Source organism: Burkholderia seminalis DSM 23518 (genome assembly GCF_902832885.1).
GTDB classification, from domain to species: Bacteria; Pseudomonadota; Gammaproteobacteria; order Burkholderiales; family Burkholderiaceae; genus Burkholderia; species Burkholderia seminalis.
Genome location: NZ_CADFDK010000005.1, coordinates 127,663 through 144,874, shown reverse-complemented (window position 1 = coordinate 144,874; position 17,212 = coordinate 127,663). Strand labels below are relative to the sequence as shown.

At 62.8% G+C, this 17,212-nt stretch carries 13 protein-coding genes; 9 read left to right on the top strand and 4 right to left on the bottom strand.

What is annotated here, in order from left to right; all coding sequences use genetic code 11:
- Nucleotides 1-10: 10 nt before the first annotated feature.
- Genes gmd through HWX00_RS36845 form a run of 5 tightly spaced genes read left to right on the top strand, consistent with a single transcriptional unit; the run spans nucleotide 11 to nucleotide 7,016 of the window.
- A complete protein-coding gene (gmd, locus tag HWX00_RS17710; protein WP_034187275.1) occupies nucleotides 11-1,045 on the top strand; it encodes a GDP-mannose 4,6-dehydratase in 1,035 nt (344 codons plus the stop codon).
- A gap of 4 nt (nucleotides 1,046-1,049) precedes the next feature.
- Entirely contained in the window at nucleotides 1,050-1,940 is an 891-nt protein-coding gene (locus tag HWX00_RS17705; protein WP_059557220.1) for an NAD-dependent epimerase/dehydratase family protein, read from the top strand.
- Complete coding sequence (locus tag HWX00_RS17700; RefSeq protein ID WP_154233728.1) at nucleotides 1,937-2,074, top strand: hypothetical protein; 138 nt, start codon at nucleotides 1,937-1,939, stop codon at nucleotides 2,072-2,074. The genes HWX00_RS17705 and HWX00_RS17700 overlap by 4 nt, the downstream gene beginning before the upstream one ends.
- A gap of 6 nt (nucleotides 2,075-2,080) precedes the next feature.
- Entirely contained in the window at nucleotides 2,081-3,982 is a 1,902-nt protein-coding gene (locus HWX00_RS36850; RefSeq protein ID WP_244131179.1) for an FkbM family methyltransferase, read from the top strand.
- On the top strand, nucleotides 3,927-7,016 hold the full coding sequence (locus tag HWX00_RS36845; RefSeq protein WP_244131178.1) for a glycosyltransferase: 3,090 nt from the start codon (nucleotides 3,927-3,929) through the stop codon (nucleotides 7,014-7,016). The genes HWX00_RS36850 and HWX00_RS36845 overlap by 56 nt, the downstream gene beginning before the upstream one ends.
- A gap of 132 nt (nucleotides 7,017-7,148) precedes the next feature.
- Here the strand turns inward: HWX00_RS36845 and HWX00_RS17690 are convergent, their stop codons facing one another.
- Nucleotides 7,149-8,462, bottom strand: coding sequence for a sulfotransferase family protein (locus tag HWX00_RS17690; protein WP_175027351.1), 1,314 nt, complete (start codon nucleotides 8,460-8,462; stop codon nucleotides 7,149-7,151).
- A 596-nt stretch (nucleotides 8,463-9,058) separates the two neighbouring features.
- On the opposite strand from HWX00_RS17690, the gene HWX00_RS17685 reads away from it, so the two are divergent.
- The 4 genes from HWX00_RS17685 to HWX00_RS17670 are packed head-to-tail and all read left to right on the top strand — an operon-like array spanning nucleotide 9,059 to nucleotide 13,785.
- Nucleotides 9,059-9,904, top strand: a complete 846-nt coding sequence (locus HWX00_RS17685) for a glycosyltransferase (protein WP_175027352.1) — start codon at nucleotides 9,059-9,061, stop codon at nucleotides 9,902-9,904.
- Complete coding sequence (locus tag HWX00_RS17680; protein ID WP_034187279.1) at nucleotides 9,901-10,866, top strand: UDP-glucose 4-epimerase family protein; 966 nt, start codon at nucleotides 9,901-9,903, stop codon at nucleotides 10,864-10,866. The genes HWX00_RS17685 and HWX00_RS17680 overlap by 4 nt, the downstream gene beginning before the upstream one ends.
- Before the next feature lie 6 nt (nucleotides 10,867-10,872).
- Nucleotides 10,873-11,889, top strand: coding sequence for an MraY family glycosyltransferase (locus HWX00_RS17675; RefSeq protein WP_059557214.1), 1,017 nt, complete (start codon nucleotides 10,873-10,875; stop codon nucleotides 11,887-11,889).
- Between the two features lie 12 nt (nucleotides 11,890-11,901).
- Entirely contained in the window at nucleotides 11,902-13,785 is a 1,884-nt protein-coding gene (locus tag HWX00_RS17670; protein WP_175027353.1) for a polysaccharide biosynthesis protein, read from the top strand.
- A gap of 96 nt (nucleotides 13,786-13,881) precedes the next feature.
- Here the strand turns inward: HWX00_RS17670 and HWX00_RS17665 are convergent, their stop codons facing one another.
- From HWX00_RS17665 to HWX00_RS17655, 3 genes are read right to left on the bottom strand one after another with little or no spacing between them, the layout of a single operon-like run.
- A complete protein-coding gene (locus HWX00_RS17665) occupies nucleotides 13,882-14,988 on the bottom strand; it encodes an MraY family glycosyltransferase (protein ID WP_034187282.1) in 1,107 nt (368 codons plus the stop codon).
- A 27-nt stretch (nucleotides 14,989-15,015) separates the two neighbouring features.
- Nucleotides 15,016-16,038, bottom strand: coding sequence for a UDP-glucose 4-epimerase GalE (gene galE, locus HWX00_RS17660; protein WP_034187283.1), 1,023 nt, complete (start codon nucleotides 16,036-16,038; stop codon nucleotides 15,016-15,018).
- 15 nt (nucleotides 16,039-16,053) lie between these two features.
- Nucleotides 16,054-17,190 (bottom strand): glycosyltransferase family 4 protein, encoded by a 1,137-nt coding sequence (locus tag HWX00_RS17655; RefSeq protein ID WP_034187284.1) that lies wholly within the window; start codon nucleotides 17,188-17,190, stop codon nucleotides 16,054-16,056.
- Between the last annotated feature and the right edge of the window lie 22 nt (nucleotides 17,191-17,212).

Sequence of the window (17,212 nt, the reverse complement as noted above, 5' to 3'; positions counted from 1 at the left end):
TGGAAAGAACATGACTGTTGCGATCATTACTGGCATTACGGGGCAGGACGGTGCGTATCTTGCGGAGCTTCTTCTCGAGAAGGGCTACACCGTTTACGGCACCTACCGGCGTACCAGCTCGGTGAACTTTTGGCGAATCGACGAACTCGGCGTCAGCAATCATCCCAATCTTCACCTCGTCGAATACGATCTGACCGATCTCGGCGCAAGCATCCGTCTGCTTCAGGCGACGCAGGCGACGGAGGTCTACAACCTGGCGGCTCAAAGTTTCGTCGGCGTGTCGTTCGATCAGCCGGCGACCACCGCGGAGATTACCGGGATTGGCGCGCTCAACTTGCTCGAGGCAATTCGAACGGTCAATCCTGCGATCCGCTTCTACCAGGCCAGCACGTCGGAAATGTTCGGCAAGGTACAGGCCGTTCCGCAGGTTGAAACTACACCTTTCTATCCGCGTAGCCCGTACGGCGTCGCAAAGCTTTACGCGCACTGGATGACAATCAACTATCGCGAGAGCTACAACATCTTCGGCTGCAGCGGCATCCTGTTCAACCACGAATCGCCGCTGCGCGGCCGCGAGTTCGTGACGCGGAAGATCACGGACAGTCTTGCCAAGATCCGTCTCGGCAAGCTCGATGTGCTGGAGCTCGGCAACCTCGACGCCAAGCGTGACTGGGGTTATGCGAAGGAATACGTTGAAGGCATGTGGCGCATGCTGCAGGCGGAACGCCCCGATACCTACGTGCTGGCGACGAACCGGACCGAGACGGTACGGGATTTCGTGTCGATGGCGGCACAGGCGGCAGGCATCGAACTCGCATGGCAAGGTGTTGGCGAGAACGAGACGGGCGTCGATACCCGAACCGGCAACGCCGTGGTCAAGGTCAGCCCTAAGTTCTACCGGCCCGCCGAAGTCGATCTGCTGATTGGCAACCCCGAGAAAGCGAGCAAGGAACTCGGTTGGGTGCCGAAGACGACGCTCGAGCAGCTTTGCCAGATGATGGTCGAGGCCGACATTCGTCGGAACGAAGCAGGCTTCTCGTTCTAAGGCCATGGCAAAAGTCTTCGTAACGGGCCTGGACGGATTTACCGGCCGCTATATGGCGGAGGAACTGATCCGCTCGGGTCACGAGGTCTGCGGGATCGTTCACAAGCCGATTTCCGGTGCTCCGTGGCGAACGCACGTGTGCGATCTGCTTGATCTCGACGCGCTGGTTCGTGTGCTGTCCGACGAAAAGCCGGATGCCGTCGTGCATCTGGCGGCTATTGCGTTCGTTCAGCACGGCGACGTCGGTGCGATCTACCAGACCAATGTAGTCGGGACGCGCAACCTGCTTGACGCGCTGACTCGCGCGGCATGCCGGCCGCAAGCCGTGTTGTTGGCAAGCAGTGCCAACGTCTATGGCAATTCCGACCGGGAAGTCATCGATGAAACCACTGCGCCGGCACCCGCAAACGATTACGCGATCAGCAAGCTGGCGATGGAAATGGTCGCACACACGTGGCAGGACAAACTTCCGATCGTCGTCGTGCGGCCGTTCAATTACACGGGTGTGGGTCAGGACGAGCGGTTCCTTCTGCCCAAGATCGTTCGGCATTTCAGCGAGCGCGCGGTGCGCATCGAGTTGGGAAATCTGAATGTCGTACGGGATTTCTCGGACGTGCGCATGGTGGTCGCGGCGTATCGGAAGTTGATCGAAGGCGACTTCGCTGGACGGACGTTCAACGTCTGTTCAGGCGTCGGGTATTCGCTGCAGGACGTCTTGGCGACAGTGCAGGAACTATCCGGGCACGAACTGGAGGTGAAGGTGAATCCGCAGTTCGTGCGTGCGAACGAGGTCCACAAGCTCGTCGGAAATTGCCGGGCGCTCGAACATGCGATCGGTTCGACTCACGCGATACCGCTTCGTAACACGCTTGCATGGATGCTCGAACATCCATGAGCGAACTGACTGTTGACGGCATGTTCGGCGTGGCCGATATGCACGGCACGGTCATGGCCAGAAATGCAGGAAATCGGGGCGGTGCCGATGTTTTCCTCGATACCGACTCGAATTCTCATAGCCCAGGTAAGTGAAAATTTATGCCTCTTGTTTCCTACGCGCAAAATTTCGAAGACGTCATGCTGCATCGCGCGCTGCAGCATGTGATGGCCGGTTTTTACATCGACGTTGGCGCATGGTCTCCCGACGAGCATTCGGTGACTCGAGCGTTCAGTGAGATGGGGTGGAGTGGCATCAATGTCGAACCCAATCCCGTCTATTTTGCTCGACTCGAAAGCCGGCGTCCTCGCGATATCAATCTTCGGGTCGCGGTGGGTGATAGCGCAGGTACGGGGCGTATCCATTTGTTTCAAGACACTGGATTGTCGACGCTCGACGGCCAGATTGCCGGTGAACATGTCGCGGCAGGGTGGAGCGAGAATGTTCAGGACGTTGCGCTGACGACCCTCGACAACATCTGGCGAGAGCACGTCAGTGCTGGGCGAGAGGTTCATTTTCTGAAAGTCGATGTCGAAGGGGCTGAGCGCGCGGTGCTGGCCGGCAACGACTGGAAACGCAACCGGCCGTGGATCGTCGTGGTGGAGGCAACGCTGCCGCTAACCCAGAAGGAATCCCATCAGGAGTGGGAGAGCATTCTTCTGGGTGCGAACTACGTGCATGTCTATTCGGACGGTCTCAACCGGTTCTACGTAGCCGGCGAACGATCTGAGCTCATCGACGCGTTCAAGTATCCGCCCAACGTCTTTGACGATTTCGTGCCTGCAAGGACGGCCGAACTGGCTGGTCAGGTTGAGACCTTGACCGCCCAGGTCGTGGACGCGGAGCAGCGGGAACGCGATGCGGTGGAGTTTGTGCGGCAGACCGAGGTGGAAAAGGTACTTAAGGAGCATGAAGCGAAGTACCAGGAGCTCGAACGCCTGAACAAGGAGTTGATGCGCCAGGCAGCGGCGATGGAAAGCCGGCGGGCGGAGATGGAGCACGAGCACAAGCGTCGGCACAAGGATGCTGAAAACCAGATTGCCGAATTGCGTTCCGCGCTCTCCGGCCGCGACGTGATGGCACAGCAGGCCAGCCACCGGGCCGAACTGGTCGAGCAGCAGTATCAAGCCGTCACGCAATCGATGTTCTGGCGCGCGACGTCGCCGGCGCGCCGGATCGGGGCGATGATGCCTCCATCTGCGCGGGGGCGCGCGCGTCAGGTAGCCAAGGCCGCGTGGTGGCTGGCCACGCCGTGGCGGATGCCGGCACGGCTGGAGTTCTTGCGGCAGCGGCGGGCTACCCTTCTTCGCGAGCAGCAAGCCGTGAGTGATCAGGTCGAAGTCCTGCAAGACAGCGGTATTCCCGGTGCCGCGTCGTCGGGGCGGTACGCGGAATGGATTCGCACAGTCGAAACCCGGTCGAGCGCCGATGCCAGGATCAAGGTTGATGGGCCGCTCGTGAGCTTTTTGCTTGCCGATGTCGATTCGATCGAGAGCGCGTCGAGAACCGTTGGTTCGATTCGCGCGCAATCGTATCGAAACTGGGAAGCCATCGTTGTTCACGCTGACAACGATGCGGCGATGCTGAAACTCGTCGAAGAGTGGACGGGTGCCGATTCGCGCGTGATCGCTGTTGCCGCGTCAGGCGCGGCCCAAGGGCGGCCGGCAAACCTGGCAAGGGGTCTCGATCACGCCAAGGGCAAGTTCGTCGCCGTTCTGGATAGTGGCGATATTCTGGCGCCTAGTGCGCTGAACGATGTCGTTTCAGTACTCGCGAAGTCGCCGCAGGCAGACATCGTCTATGGCGACGAAGACGTGCAGTCGGCATCTCAAACGCGCGAGCGGCCGTACTTCAAGCCGACCTGGTCACCTGATCTTCTCTATGCGTTCAACTACTTCGGGCGGTTGACGTTGCTTCGCCGTGCGTTGGTGACGCAGGCGGGGGGGCGTGGACGTTGCTGCCGCGACGGCTGTCGAATGGGATCTCAACCTGCGTGTCAGTGACCTTGCGCAGAACATCGTTCGTGTTCCGAAGGTACTGTGCCATCGCAAGCCGGGCGCATGCCAGGAGCGACCTGCACCCGACACCATCGAAGCCGGTGATCATCGCGCGGCCATCCAGCGATATTGGGAGCGTCACGGCGTTAGCGGTGCGGTGACCGTTGAAACCCAATCAAACGGCACTCAGCATGCCACCTGGCAGATCGAGCAGGCGCCGCTGGTTTCGATTGTCATTCCCACCAAGAACAAGCCAGAGCTGCTCCGGATGTGCCTGGAGGGGCTACTGCATGCAACCGACTATCCGAACAAGGAAGTCATCGTCGTCGATACGGGATCGGATGAACCCGAGACGCTCGCATACTACGAGCAGCTGAAATCCGAGCCGCAGGTTCGAATCGTTCATTTCCGGAACAAGTTCAATTATTCGGCCGCATGCAATTTCGGTGCGGTGAGAGCGCGTGGCGAGTTTCTGCTTTTCCTCAATAACGATATCGAGATCATCAAGAGCGACTGGCTGCAGGAACTCGTCCGGTTTGCGATGCGTCCGGGCGTCGGTGTCGTGGGTACGAAGCTGATCTATCCGTCGCTGGAACTGCAGCATGCAGGCGTGTCGATCGGCATCCACCTCGCCGCATTGATGTACCGGAGCGGCGGCGGTATCGAATGGGATGTATTCGGCTCGCCGGATCATCCGCGAAACTGGCTTGCGATCATGGGCGCCTGCCAGATGGTGCGCAGGAGCGCCTTCGAAGAGGTTGGGGGATTCGACGAATCGTATCTGATTGCGATGAGCGACGTCGCGCTGTGCATGCGGATATGGCGTGCCGGCTATCGTACGGCCTATACGCCGTACGCCTGTCTTGTGCATCACGAAGGGGCGACGAGAGGGAACAGCAATCCGGTCGAGGATATCCGGCGCCTGGCAGACGACATCCGTCATTTGGGCATCGACGAGGATCCGTATCTTCACCCCGAACTGGATGGTCGCCATGCCATTCCGACCCTGCGTCTGCAGGATGGCATTTCCGTACGGGCGGAACTCGACCGGCAGCTTCGAGACTCGGGATCGCTCCCGTTGCCGGCGAGGGCGCTTCGTCTCGACGACGAAGGCATTTGCATGGAAATCGCAGGATTGGCGCGAGACGAAGTCGTGTGGCCCCCGCAACCCGCTCACAAGGTTTCCGATATCTGGAGCGCAGCGCGTTGGTGTCTGGATCTGTTGCGACGCCGGGCCGATCTTCGTGTCCGCTTCCCGCAGGCGCTTTCGGCCGGACGTAACGGCGCGTTTGCGCAATGGCTGCTTGCAGGAGGAGGGCGTGCCCTCGGCTTGACGGATGCGGGCGTCACGGCGATCGGGCAACTGTTCGAGCAGGATTTTGGCGCGCCGGCGCGACAGTTCTTCATGTTCCGTCAGGATGTCCGGGCGCTGATGCCGCACGGGTTGACGCCGGTCGGGCAGACGGATCTGTTCGAGTGGTTCATCCAGCATGGGCGTGTCGACGCGGACCTTCAACTCGAGCAAATCTGGTGGCTCTTCTGGCAAGCGTCAGAAGCGCCGGCTCGTGAACTTGTGGAAGCCTATCGCTTTACACCGGCATGGCAACGACTCCACCCGGACGGCTTGACGATTTTCGGGCGTGCCGCATTTGCTGCATGGTTTGCCGCAACATACAGGGTCCACGACTCGTGGGTGGTGCCGGAGACCTGGCCGATCGACTTGTCGCCTGCCGAGCAGATTCGAACGGCATACAACGCCCGTGAAGACTGGCGCGATCGTTTTCCCGCAGTGCTGCGTGACGCGGCCGATGCGCGAGCACTGATCGAATGGCTGCGAACGGACGAAGCCGCATTGCCGCACGACGTTCGCTCATGGTGCGAATCGCAGGAAGTCGATGCGGTGGCCGCTTCGCTGGCGAAGCCCGGCGTCAACGTGATCGCACACTTCTGCTATCCGTCGGGTCTGCGCGTCTCGGCGGAAGCATTGGTGAAGGGGATGCGCGAGGTCGAGATGCAGACGTCGTTGCGCGATCTTCGTACCGATCAGAGGGATGATCCGCATCACGTCGATTTTTCCGGTACGGAAGATTTCGACATCACGATCATTCACACGCAGCCGGAGCCGTTTTTCGACGATGCATACGGGCGATCCGATTTGCTCGAGCGCGCGCAACGAACCTACCGGATCGCATACTGGTATTGGGAATTCGATTCGATACCGGACAGCTGGCTCGATCAAGCCGCGCGCATCGATGAAGTCTGGACTGCGACCGAGTTTGTCGCCAAGGGGTTGCGCGAACGGTTGGCCATACCGGTGAGGACGATTTTCCCGGGGGTGCAACTTGGCCAGTATCAGCGCCGGGATCGATCGTACTTCGGACTGAACGACGGCGAATATACGTTCCTCTTTACGTTCCACATGATGAGCGTCATGGAGCGCAAGAATCCGATGGGGTTGATTCGTGCATTCAGCAAGGCGTTCGGGCCGGACGATCCGGTCTGTCTGGTGCTGAAGACTTCGTTCGGCGATCGTCATCCGGCCCAGATCAAGGAATTGCGGCTTGCGGCCGAGATGTCGGGGGTGAAGATCAAGATCATCGACCAAGTGTATTCACCGGACGAAGTGCTGTCGCTCATGGATGCGTGCGACGCGTATGTGTCTCTGCACAGAAGCGAGGGATTGGGGCTTACGATGGCGGAAGCCATGCTGATGGGAAAACCCGTCATTGCGACGAACTACTCGGGCAACGTGGACTTCATGGACGACAGCAACAGCCTTCTCGTTCCCTACGATCTGGTGAAACTGGGGCGACCGATTCCTCCGTACGATGCGAATCTCCACTGGGCGGAGCCGTCGGTCGATGAGGCAGCGAAAGCGATGCGCAAGGTGTTCGAGAATCAGGAATGGGCGCGTGAGCTCGGCGCCCGTGCCCGCGAAAGCGCGCTCGTCAATCTGTCTCTGACCACGGCTGGTCACCATGCGACGGATCGAATCAATGAAATCCTCGGTGCAATGCCCGGGCAGTCCGGTAACCGGTAACGAGTGCGGTATGGCGTTGGCCTCGGTTGAGTGTCGACGCCATCACCCGATCCGAAGTCGCGCGGCGGCACTGCCGTGAGGCAGCGTGTCCGGCAGTGCCGCCGGATTCGGTCGCCGCTTGCAAGCGCGACGTCAGTGTCTTGTCAGTCGTTGCTTGACGGCGCGCAACGGCGCCGTGATCCGCCAACTCGTCGACGACAACATTTCTGCGTTCAATTCACGCATGCTGACCACGTCCGATTCCAGCGCAGCGACCGCCGATCGGGTTGCGGACAGTTCGGTTTCGGCTTCATCCAGCCGGTTGTATGCGTCGGCACGATCGACGTTTGCCATGCGCAGCTCGTCGGACAATACATCCCGCTCGTGTTCCGATACGCGGACTGACTCGTTGAGCGAAGCGATCGATTCATTAAGGGATGCGACCGCCGCGTTCAGCGTCTTCGAATGGCAATCGAGTTCCCATTCGTATTTCAACAGCGGCGAGACGTCGGTGAGGTAGCGGCGCGCGCGCTCGACCGCCTGGTCGAGCATCGCGTTATCGGACGGAAGTCTGTTCCGGATGGTCTCGTCGAGCGCGGAGAACAGTTCCCGGACTTGCCGGGGAGATGAGCGAAGCGAGTCTAGATCCTGACGGGTAAATCTCGTATGGCGAAGACCGCCGTCGACGAACTCTTTCTCGAATGAATCGATTGCGGATTCGATCAAAGGCAGTCCCAACTCGGACGAGATGCGAGCCAGTTCCTGGCGTGGGGCGTCCAGCAACGTGTCGTAACCGATCAGCGTACGCGGGTGACTCGCAGTCATTTCGAGTGCGGAAACCGTGTAGGCAAGCCAGAGGATGTGTGATTTTTCTTCGGCGAAATTGTCGCGTTTCGATAATGAGCGTGCGACGCTGATCGGATTGCGAACGGCGATTGCGTAGACCACGCGAGACGGCAGGGCGGAGAAGATTGGTTGCCAGAACTGCGGCAGCCGGGCAATTCTCGGGTCCTTCAGTGCAAAGATCTTGCCGTCGCATTTGGTGCGCAAGACGCGCGATGCATTGGCCCGGAGTTGGTCCATGCGGTGCTCGTCGATCGAGCTCAAGTCGATCGAAGCCATGGTGTCCCAATCGAATCCTGCTTCGTGCAGGATTTCGATATTGACTTGATTGATATCCAGGTCCTCGAAAAACCCCTTGTCGTTATTGCCTGCGGCGGGAGGCATGAGTCTTTCGCCAAGGTCGGCGCCGATCGTTTCCATCGCGCGCGTGAGGACACTCGTCCCGCTACGATGCATGCCCAGGACAACGATCAGTGTGGGAGGTATTGCCGGCGGAGTGGGGAAAGTGTCGGGCATGACAAAAAATGCACTCTTTGATACGTGGAGAGCATCAATTCGATCGTTCATCGCTTCGTCGGTCGCTTCGATTGCGAAGCGGCCGACGGCCAATGGTGCAAATAGCATCGTGAAACGCGATACCGCTGCGCTACACGGCGGGGCAACGCGGCACGAACTGCATGGAATCGGAAGTGATGCGTCGATACTGCATTCTAAGCAGTCCAAACAGGAAGAGGGTGATTCGGATCGTTTCATTTGGCTGTCTGGCGTTACCGTGTATTACCGTCCCGAGCCGACGTTCGCATCAGGTGTTGCCGTGTTGTTCTGTTTCAGTGCAATGGACGGATGTGGGGTGGAGCATTGCGCGGATGTCGAGTCACGGTCGGCGTGCAGGCAATGATGCCGCTAGACGGTACGTGCGTTCGCGAGCGGGTTCTCACTTTGGATGAGACACAACGTGCGCGGTATCACGTCGCGGATTGGACGTCACTTGCTCTGCTAGACGGCATGTGTCGCATGATGCCCACCGACGGCATCGAATGATGTGCGAGAGTAAAGGGTCAGCTTTTTCCGGCGACAACGACCATGCTGACGTTAGAATTGCACTGTCGGCACCGTGAAAAGCACGGCATGTTTGCCGGCCGGTCGGGCGAGGCCGCAACCTGCCCCTGCCGGACTTTCTAACCTGCGCTTCATCTGGCAAGCGCGTAGCCGAACTACGGATGAATGTAACAAGCCTGCAACCCCGTGATGCCGAAGGATTGTCGGTTTCCATCGTCGTTTATCAGCCTGACATTGCTCAGCTTGGGCAGACGCTGACCAGTCTGGGCGTAGCGTGCGCGCGTTTGTGTGCGGGCGCATCGGCCTATCCGGTCGATCTGTTTCTCGTCGATAACGGCGGGCTGGGCGACGTGGCCGCATTGATTGACGAGCTCGGTACGCGAGGCATCACAACCCGGATCCTGTCGGGTCACGGCAACGTCGGCTACGGACGGGGGCACAATCTCGCGATCGAATCGTCGACACGCCCGTTTCACCTGATCTTGAATCCCGACATCGATCTCGACGTAAACGCGCTTGTTGCCGCTCGTGCGTTTCTCGATTCGCGTCCCGACGCCGGTGCGCTCACGCCGTGGATCGGTGACGATGCGGGCGGCCAGCAGTATCTCTGCCGCCGTTACCCCGCGGTTCTCGATCTGCTTGTGCGGGGCTTTCTGCCGGTCCGGTTCCGGGCGCATTTTGCGAGGCGCCTTGCCCGCTACGAAATGCGCGATGTCATCAACGGCCAGGACGTCGTCTGGGATCCGCCGATCGTCAGCGGCTGCTTCATGCTGTTCCGCACTGAAGTCCTGAAGAAACTTGGTGGCTTCGATCCGCGCTACTTCCTGTACTTCGAGGACTACGACCTGAGCCTGCGCACGCACGAGGTCGCCCGCGTCGCGTATGTCCCGTCGGTGCGCGTGATTCATCACGGCGGTGGCGCATCCCGCAAAGGCTTCGCACACATCCGCATGTTCGCCGCATCGGCATTCAAGTTCTACAACCGCTTCGGCTGGAGGCTCTGGTGAGCCATCTCGTCGTCACCGGCGCGAACGGCTTCGTCGGCCGCGCGGTCTGCCGCCGCGCGCTGGAGGCCGGGCACTCGGTTACCGCCCTGGTGCGGCGTCCGGGCGGCTGCATCGACGGCGTGCGCGAGTGGGTGCACGACACCGCCGATTTCGATGCGCTGGCTGAAGCGTGGCCCGCCGATCTGGCCGCCGATTGCGTGATCCATCTCGCCGCGCGCGTGCACGTGATGCGCGACGAGTCGCCCGATCCCGACGCCGCGTTCGATGCCACCAATGTTGCCGGTACGCTGCGTCTCGCCGAGGCGGCGCGCCATCACGGCGTGCGCCGCATCGTGTTCGCGAGCAGCATCAAGGCGGTTGGGGAGGGCGACGGCGGGGTGCCGCTGTCCGAGGCTTCCAAACCCGATCCGCAGGATGCATACGGCCGTTCGAAACTGCGGGCGGAGCGGCAGCTCGCGCAGTTCGGCGCGTCGGCGGGGCTCGACATCGTCGTCGTTCGTCCGCCGCTCGTCTACGGCCCGGCGGTACGCGCCAACTTCCTGCGGATGATGGATGCGGTCGCACGCGGGATGCCGTTGCCGCTCGGCGCGGTTTCGGCGCGCCGCAGCATCGTCTACGTCGATAACCTCGCCGAGGCGCTGCTGCGTTGCGCAATCGACCCGCGCGCGGCCGGCGAATGCTTTCACGTTGCCGACGACGATGCGCCGTCGGTCGCGAGCCTGCTGCGTCTCGTCGGCGACGCGCTCGGCAAGCCGGCCCGGCTGATCGCGGTGCCGCCGGCGCTGTTGCGTGTGCTCGGAAAGTTGACCGGCCGTAGTGCGGCGATCGACCGCCTGACCGGCAGCCTGCAGCTCGACACGGGCCGGATCAAGCGCGTGCTGGGCTGGCATCCGCCCTATACGACCCGCCAGGGCCTCGAAGCGACCGCCGCATGGTATCGTTCGCGCGATACACGAAAATAAGACCACATGCTTCTCGCGAACCCCACCTGGCTCACCACGGCCGCGGTGGCCCTGGCCGCCGCATTCGCTTCGACGACGATTCTCCGCGTGCTGCTCGCCACCGGACTGGCCTGGCGCCTGGCGACCGACATTCCAAACGACCGTTCGCTTCATACGCTGCCCACCCCGCGCGTGGGCGGATGGGGCATCGTGCCGGTTTGTGTCGTTGCGCTGCTGGCGCTGGCACCGCGACTCTGGCTGATCGCCATCGCCGCTGCGGGCCTGGCCGCGATGTCGCAGATCGACGACCGGCGCGGGCTGCCGGCCCGCGTGCGGTTCTCGGCGCACCTCGCGGCCGTCGTCGCGCTGCTCGTCGTGTTCCCGGCCGATGCGCCCTGGTGGCTGCTCGCCGGTGTGGGTTTCGCGATGGTATGGCTGACGAACCTGTACAACTTCATGGACGGCGCCGACGGCCTCGCGGGCGGCATGGCGCTGTTCGGCTTCGGCGGATACGCGGCCGCGGCGCTCGGCGGCGCGAATACGTCGCCCGATCTGGTCGTGGCAGGCGCGGCGATCGCAGGCGCGGCGCTGGGCTTTCTTCTGCTCAATTTCCACCCGGCCAGGCTGTTCCTCGGCGACGCCGGCTCGATTCCGCTCGGGTTCCTGGCCGGTGCGTTGGGCTACTGGGGCTGGCGGACCGATGTCTGGCCGATCTGGTTTCCGGCGATGGTGTTCGCGCCCTTTATTGCCGATGCATCTGTAACACTTTTGAGACGCCTGTTACGCGGAGAAAAGTTCTGGCAGGCGCACCGCGAGCATTATTATCAAAGGATGGTCCGATCGGGCGTGAGTCATGGCCGGACCGCCCTTTATTGGTACCTCATCATGCTCGCGGGCATAATTGTCGCCGTGTGGGCAAAGGGCCGCCCCGAACTGCAGCAATGGCTGTCGTTCCTCGCGTGGTATGGCGTCCTGGCATGTTTCGGATGGTTGATCGACATGCGTTGGCGCCGGTTTCAGTCGGCCGCCAAAAACAACTATTGAGGTTTCCCGCCGATGTTTCGATCCAGAGCGTCGTGGCTGTCGCTGAGTGCTTTCCTGTTCGACCTGACGGCGGTTGCCGCCGCATGGTTGTTCGCCTATCTCGTTCGTTTCAACGGCAGCGTTCCGCATGATTTCCTGGGCGGTGCGCTGATGGCGTTGACCTGGGCTCTTCCCGTCTACGCGCTGATGTTCCACGGATTCGGCCTGTATCGCGGGCTGTGGGTGTTCGCGAGCCTGCCCGACCTGATGCGCATCGCAAAGGCGGTGGCCGGCGGCGGCGTGATCGTGATGATCGGCGCCGTGATGTTCCAGCCGCAGCCGATCATTCCGCGCTCGGTGCTGCTCGTGTCGCCGCTGATGCTGTTCCTGGCGATGGGCGGCGCCCGCGCGCTCTACCGCGCGACGAAAGAGTACTACCTGTACGGCGGCCTCGTCGGCAAGGGCAAGCCGGTGCTGGTGCTCGGCGCCGGCACGGCCGGCGCGAGTCTCGCGCGCGAACTGTCGCGTTCCGGCGAATGGCGCCTCGTCGGCCTGCTCGACGACGACGTCACGAAGCAGGGCCGCGAAATCTACGGCTACAAGGTGCTGGGCTCGTTCAACGACCTCAAGCACTGGACCGATGCGATGAAGGTCGAGTACGCGATCATCGCGATTCCGTCGGCGTCGGTCGAGACCCAGCGTCGCGTGGCGACGCTGTGCGTGCGGGCCGGCGTGAAGGCGATGGTGCTGCCGTCGCTGACTGCGCTGATGCCGGGGCAGGGCTTCCTGTCGCAGGTACGGAACATCGATCTCGAGGACCTGCTCGGCCGCGATGCCGTGACGATCGACACGCCGCACGTCGAGGCGCTGCTGCGCGGCCGCGTCGTGATGGTGACGGGCGCGGGCGGTTCGATCGGCTCCGAGCTGTGCCGGCAGATCCTGCGCTTCGCGCCGGCGCAACTGGTTGCATTCGACCTGTCCGAATACGCGATGTACCGGCTCACCGAGGAGCTGCGCGAACGGTTCCCCGACCTGCCCGTCCTGCCGATCATCGGCGATGCGAAGGATTCGCTGCTGCTGGACCAGGTGATGTCGCGCCATGCGCCGCACATCGTGTTCCATGCGGCCGCTTACAAGCACGTGCCGCTGATGGAAGAGCACAACGCTTGGCAGGCGCTGCGCAACAACGTGCTCGGCACGTATCGCGTGGCCCGCGCGGCGATTCGTCACGACGTGCGCCACTTCGTGCTGATCTCGACCGACAAGGCCGTCAATCCGACCAACGTGATGGGCGCGAGCAAGCGTCTCGCCGAAATGGCGTGCCAGGCATTGCAGCAGACGAGCGCGCGCACGCAGTTCGAGACGGTGCGCTTCGGCAACGTGCTCGGCAGCGCCGGCAGCGTGATTCCGAAGTTCCAGCAGCAGATCGCGAAGGGCGGTCCGGTCACGGTCACGCACCCGGAGATCACGCGCTTCTTCATGACGATCCCGGAGGCGTCGCAGCTCGTGCTGCAGGCGTCGAGCATGGGGCATGGCGGCGAGATCTTCATTCTCGACATGGGCGAGCCGGTGAAGATCGTCGATCTCGCGTGCGACCTGATCCGCCTGTACGGGTTCTCGGAAGAACAGATCCGGATCGAGTTCACGGGGCTGCGGCCCGGCGAGAAGCTCTACGAGGAGCTGCTCGCGGACGACGAGGCGACGACGCGCACGCCGCACCCGAAACTGCGGATCGCGCGGGCGCGCGAAGTACCGGACAATTTGCTCGACGAGCTGCTGCCGTGGCTGATGCAGCACCGCGTGCTGTCCGACGACGAAGTGCGGCGCGACCTGCGGCGCTGGGTGCCGGAATACCAGACGGCCGTTGCCCCGACCTTGCAGAGCGTACCGTCGGGGCGCGCCGCGTCGAACAAGTGACGCGGCGGCGCGAAGCCCGAACGGGGCTCGGCGATGCATGAAAAAAAGCGCCCCGCGGGGCGCTTTTTCTTTGTCCGGAAGCCGATGCAACGACGTTCAGTGGCTGCGCCGGTGCTTGCGTACCACCATCCACCGCGGCGCGCGAAACCGCACGATGCTGAGATAAAGCCACACGTAGGTCAGTGCGAACAGCACGACGAACACGAACAGGTGCAGCGTGTGTCGCCAGAACAGCGTCGCGGGAATCACCGCGACGAGGCACAGCAGCCACAGATACGGCGACGTCAGCGAATTCCGCCGCGTCAGGTCGTGCGCGTGCTTCGTCCCGACGGCCCAGCGCATCAGCCGCTTGTACACGAGCATGTGCAGATGCACGCCGTCCGGAATCCCCGGCGACATCCCGCGGATGAACTTCTTCCGGTAGATCGAGAAACAGGTCTCGAAGATCGGGTACATGAACAGCAGCACCGGATACCACGCGGACACCTCGCGGTTGCGCATCACGAGCATGATCGCGAGTTCGGCGAGCATGAAGCCGATGAAATACGCGCCGCCGTCGCCGAGGAAGATCAGCCCGGCAGGAAAATTCCACAGGAAGAAGCCGAGCACCGCGCCCATCATGATGATCGACGCGGACATCACGACCGGGTCGTTGACGTGGAACGCGACGTACGCAAGCGACGCGAACATCATGAAGCTGACCATCGACGCGAGGCCGTTGAAGCCGTCGATGATGTTGATCGCGTTCGCGAGCGCCGCGACCGCGAGCACCGTGATGAACGCCGAGATGGCCACGTAGCCGAGCAGGAAGTCGAGCGGCGGCACGCTGATGCGCTTGACCGCGATGCCCAGCAGCCAGAACGCCAGCGCGGCCGCGCCCATCGTGCAGAGCAGCCGCGCGCGCGGCGACACGCGTTTGGTCAGATCCTCGACGAGGCCGGACAGGAACGCCGGCAGCCCGCAGGCCGCGATGCCGAGAATGCTGCCCGCGATCGTCGGATAGCGCCGCGACAGGATCAGCGCGGCCACGACGACCCCGGCGAGGATCCCGATGCCCCCCACTCGCGGCACGGGCCGCACGTGGAATTTCTGCACGCCGGCCAGATCGCTGTCGATCGAGAATTTCTCATGAAGGTGCGCGTAGCGCACGATGAACAGCGTGACGAGCAGGGAGACGATGAAGCCGGACGCGAAGCTGAGCATGGGATCGCTCGAAAAATGGACAGCGGATTATACAAAACCGCGCGGGTTCCCCTCCTGCCATCGCCAGTGGTCGGCACACATGTCCTCGATCCCGAGCGTCGCGCGCCAGCCGATGATGTCGGCCGCGGCCTGCGGATTCGCGTAGCACTCGGCGATGTCGCCCGGGCGGCGCGCGACGAGTTCGTACGGCACCGGGCGGCCCGATGCCTTCTCGAACGCACGCACGACTTCCAGCACGCTGTAGCCCTGGCCGGTGCCGAGGTTCACGACAAAGCTCGCGTCGCGCTTCGCGAGCGCGTCGAGCGCGGCGATGTGTCCTTTCGCGAGATCGACGACGTGGATGTAGTCGCGCACGCCGGTGCCGTCCGGCGTCGCATAGTCGGAGCCGAACACGCGCAGCTTTTCCAGCTTGCCGACTGCGACCTGCGCGACATACGGCATCAGGTTGTTCGGGATGCCGGCCGGATCCTCGCCGATCAGCCCGCTTGCGTGCGCACCGACCGGGTTGAAGTAGCGCAGCGTCGCGATGCGCCACGAAGGATCGGACACCTCGAGATCGCGCAGGATCTGCTCGGCGATCAGCTTCGACTGGCCGTACGGGTTCGTCGCCGACAGCGGGAACGATTCGTCGATCGGCGAGCGCTCGGGCACGCCGTACACGGTCGCGGACGAGCTGAACACGAACTGCCTGACGTTGCGCTCGCGCATGACCTTGAGCACCGCCAGCAGCCCGCCGATGTTGTTCTGGTAGTACTCGAGCGGCTTCGCGACCGATTCGCCGACGGCCTTGAGCGCCGCGAAATGGATCGTGCCGGTGATCGGGTGCGCGTCGAACACCTTCGCGAGCGCGGCTTCGTCGCACACGTCGACCTGATGGAACGCGGGCGTCTTGCCGGTAATCCGCTCGATGCGGCGCACGGACTCGGCCTTGCTGTTGACGAGGTTGTCGACGATCACGACATCGTAGCCGTTGTCGAGCAGCTCGACGGCCGTGTGCGAGCCGATATAGCCCGCGCCGCCGGTAACGAGGATGGTGCCTTTAGCGGTCATTGCTGATGCGCTCCTTCAGAGAGTGATGCCGGTCAACGAACGAATGGTCTGCCGGTAGCGTTCGACGACCTGCTGCTCGTCGAATTCCGCCGTGACTTTTCGCCGGCCGCGCGCGCCCATCGCGTCGCGCCCGGCCGTTCCGAGTTCGATCATGCGGAGCAGTTGCTCCGCGAGGCTTGCGCTGTCGCGCACGCGGCACAGGAAGCCGGTTTCGCCGTCGGCGACGACGTCGCGGCAGCCCGGCACGTCGGTCGCGACGATCGGGCGGCCCATCGCCGATGCTTCCATCAGCGTGCGCGGCACGCCTTCGCGGTACGACGGCAGCACGACGCAGTCGGCCGCCGCGATATGCGGGCGGACATCGTGCGCCTCGCCGAGATATTCGACGATGCCTTCGCCGACCCATGCGTCGACGTCCGCGCGCCCGATTGCGCTCGGATTGTCGACGCCGAGCGGCCCGAGCAGCTGGAAGCGCGCGTTCGGGAAGCGGCCGCGCACGATGCGCGCGGCTTCCACGTATTCGCGCACGCCCTTGTCCCACAGCAGCCGGCCGATCAGGATGAAGACGGGCGCGTCGCCGGCGGGCAGCGGCACGGGCGCGAACTGCTCGAGATCGACGCCTTCGCCGTGCAGCAGCCGCGCGCGCTCGGGATGCGCGAGCAACTGCTCGTCGGTGAAGGTCGCGAGGTCGTCGCGGTTCAGGAACCACACTTCACGCGGGAAGCGGAACGCGAACCGGTACAGGCGCTTCGCGACGCTCGCCGCGCGGCTTTTCTGGATGAAGACGTAGCCGAGCCCCGTCGTCACCGCGATCGACGGCACGCGCGCGAGCCACGCGGCGACCGACCCGTAGATGTTCGGCTTGATCGTGTAATGGAACACGAGATCGGGCTTGAGCGCGCGGTAGTGGCGCACCAGCGCCGCGAGCGTGCCGAGATCCTCGCGCGGGCTCGTGCCTTTCGACGCGACCGCGAGCTTCACGTAGCGGCAGCCCATCTGCTCGAGCAACGGCACCGTACGGTCGTGCGGCGCGATCACGACGACCTCGGCGCCGCGCGCGACGAGCGTACGGATCAGCCCGTGGCGATACGTGTAGATCGCCCAGGCCGTGTTGCAGACGAGCGCGATGCGCAGCGGGGAAGTGGCGGACATGAAAAAAGAAAAAAATAAAGCG

What these genes read in the sequence shown, in the direction of transcription:
- gmd (WP_034187275.1), top strand. Translation starts at nt 11, where the DNA reads ATGACTGTTGCGATCATTACTGGCATTACGGGGCAGGACGGTGCGTAT.
- HWX00_RS17705 (WP_059557220.1), top strand. Translation starts at nt 1,050, where the DNA reads ATGGCAAAAGTCTTCGTAACGGGCCTGGACGGATTTACCGGCCGCTAT.
- HWX00_RS17700 (WP_154233728.1), top strand. Translation starts at nt 1,937, where the DNA reads ATGAGCGAACTGACTGTTGACGGCATGTTCGGCGTGGCCGATATGCAC.
- HWX00_RS36850 (WP_244131179.1), top strand. Translation starts at nt 2,081, where the DNA reads ATGCCTCTTGTTTCCTACGCGCAAAATTTCGAAGACGTCATGCTGCAT.
- HWX00_RS17690 (WP_175027351.1), bottom strand. Translation starts at nt 8,462, where the DNA reads ATGCTATTTGCACCATTGGCCGTCGGCCGCTTCGCAATCGAAGCGACC.
- HWX00_RS17685 (WP_175027352.1), top strand. Translation starts at nt 9,059, where the DNA reads ATGAATGTAACAAGCCTGCAACCCCGTGATGCCGAAGGATTGTCGGTT.
- HWX00_RS17675 (WP_059557214.1), top strand. Translation starts at nt 10,873, where the DNA reads ATGCTTCTCGCGAACCCCACCTGGCTCACCACGGCCGCGGTGGCCCTG.
- HWX00_RS17670 (WP_175027353.1), top strand. Translation starts at nt 11,902, where the DNA reads ATGTTTCGATCCAGAGCGTCGTGGCTGTCGCTGAGTGCTTTCCTGTTC.
- HWX00_RS17665 (WP_034187282.1), bottom strand. Translation starts at nt 14,988, where the DNA reads ATGCTCAGCTTCGCGTCCGGCTTCATCGTCTCCCTGCTCGTCACGCTG.
- galE (WP_034187283.1), bottom strand. Translation starts at nt 16,038, where the DNA reads ATGACCGCTAAAGGCACCATCCTCGTTACCGGCGGCGCGGGCTATATC.
- HWX00_RS17655 (WP_034187284.1), bottom strand. Translation starts at nt 17,190, where the DNA reads ATGTCCGCCACTTCCCCGCTGCGCATCGCGCTCGTCTGCAACACGGCC.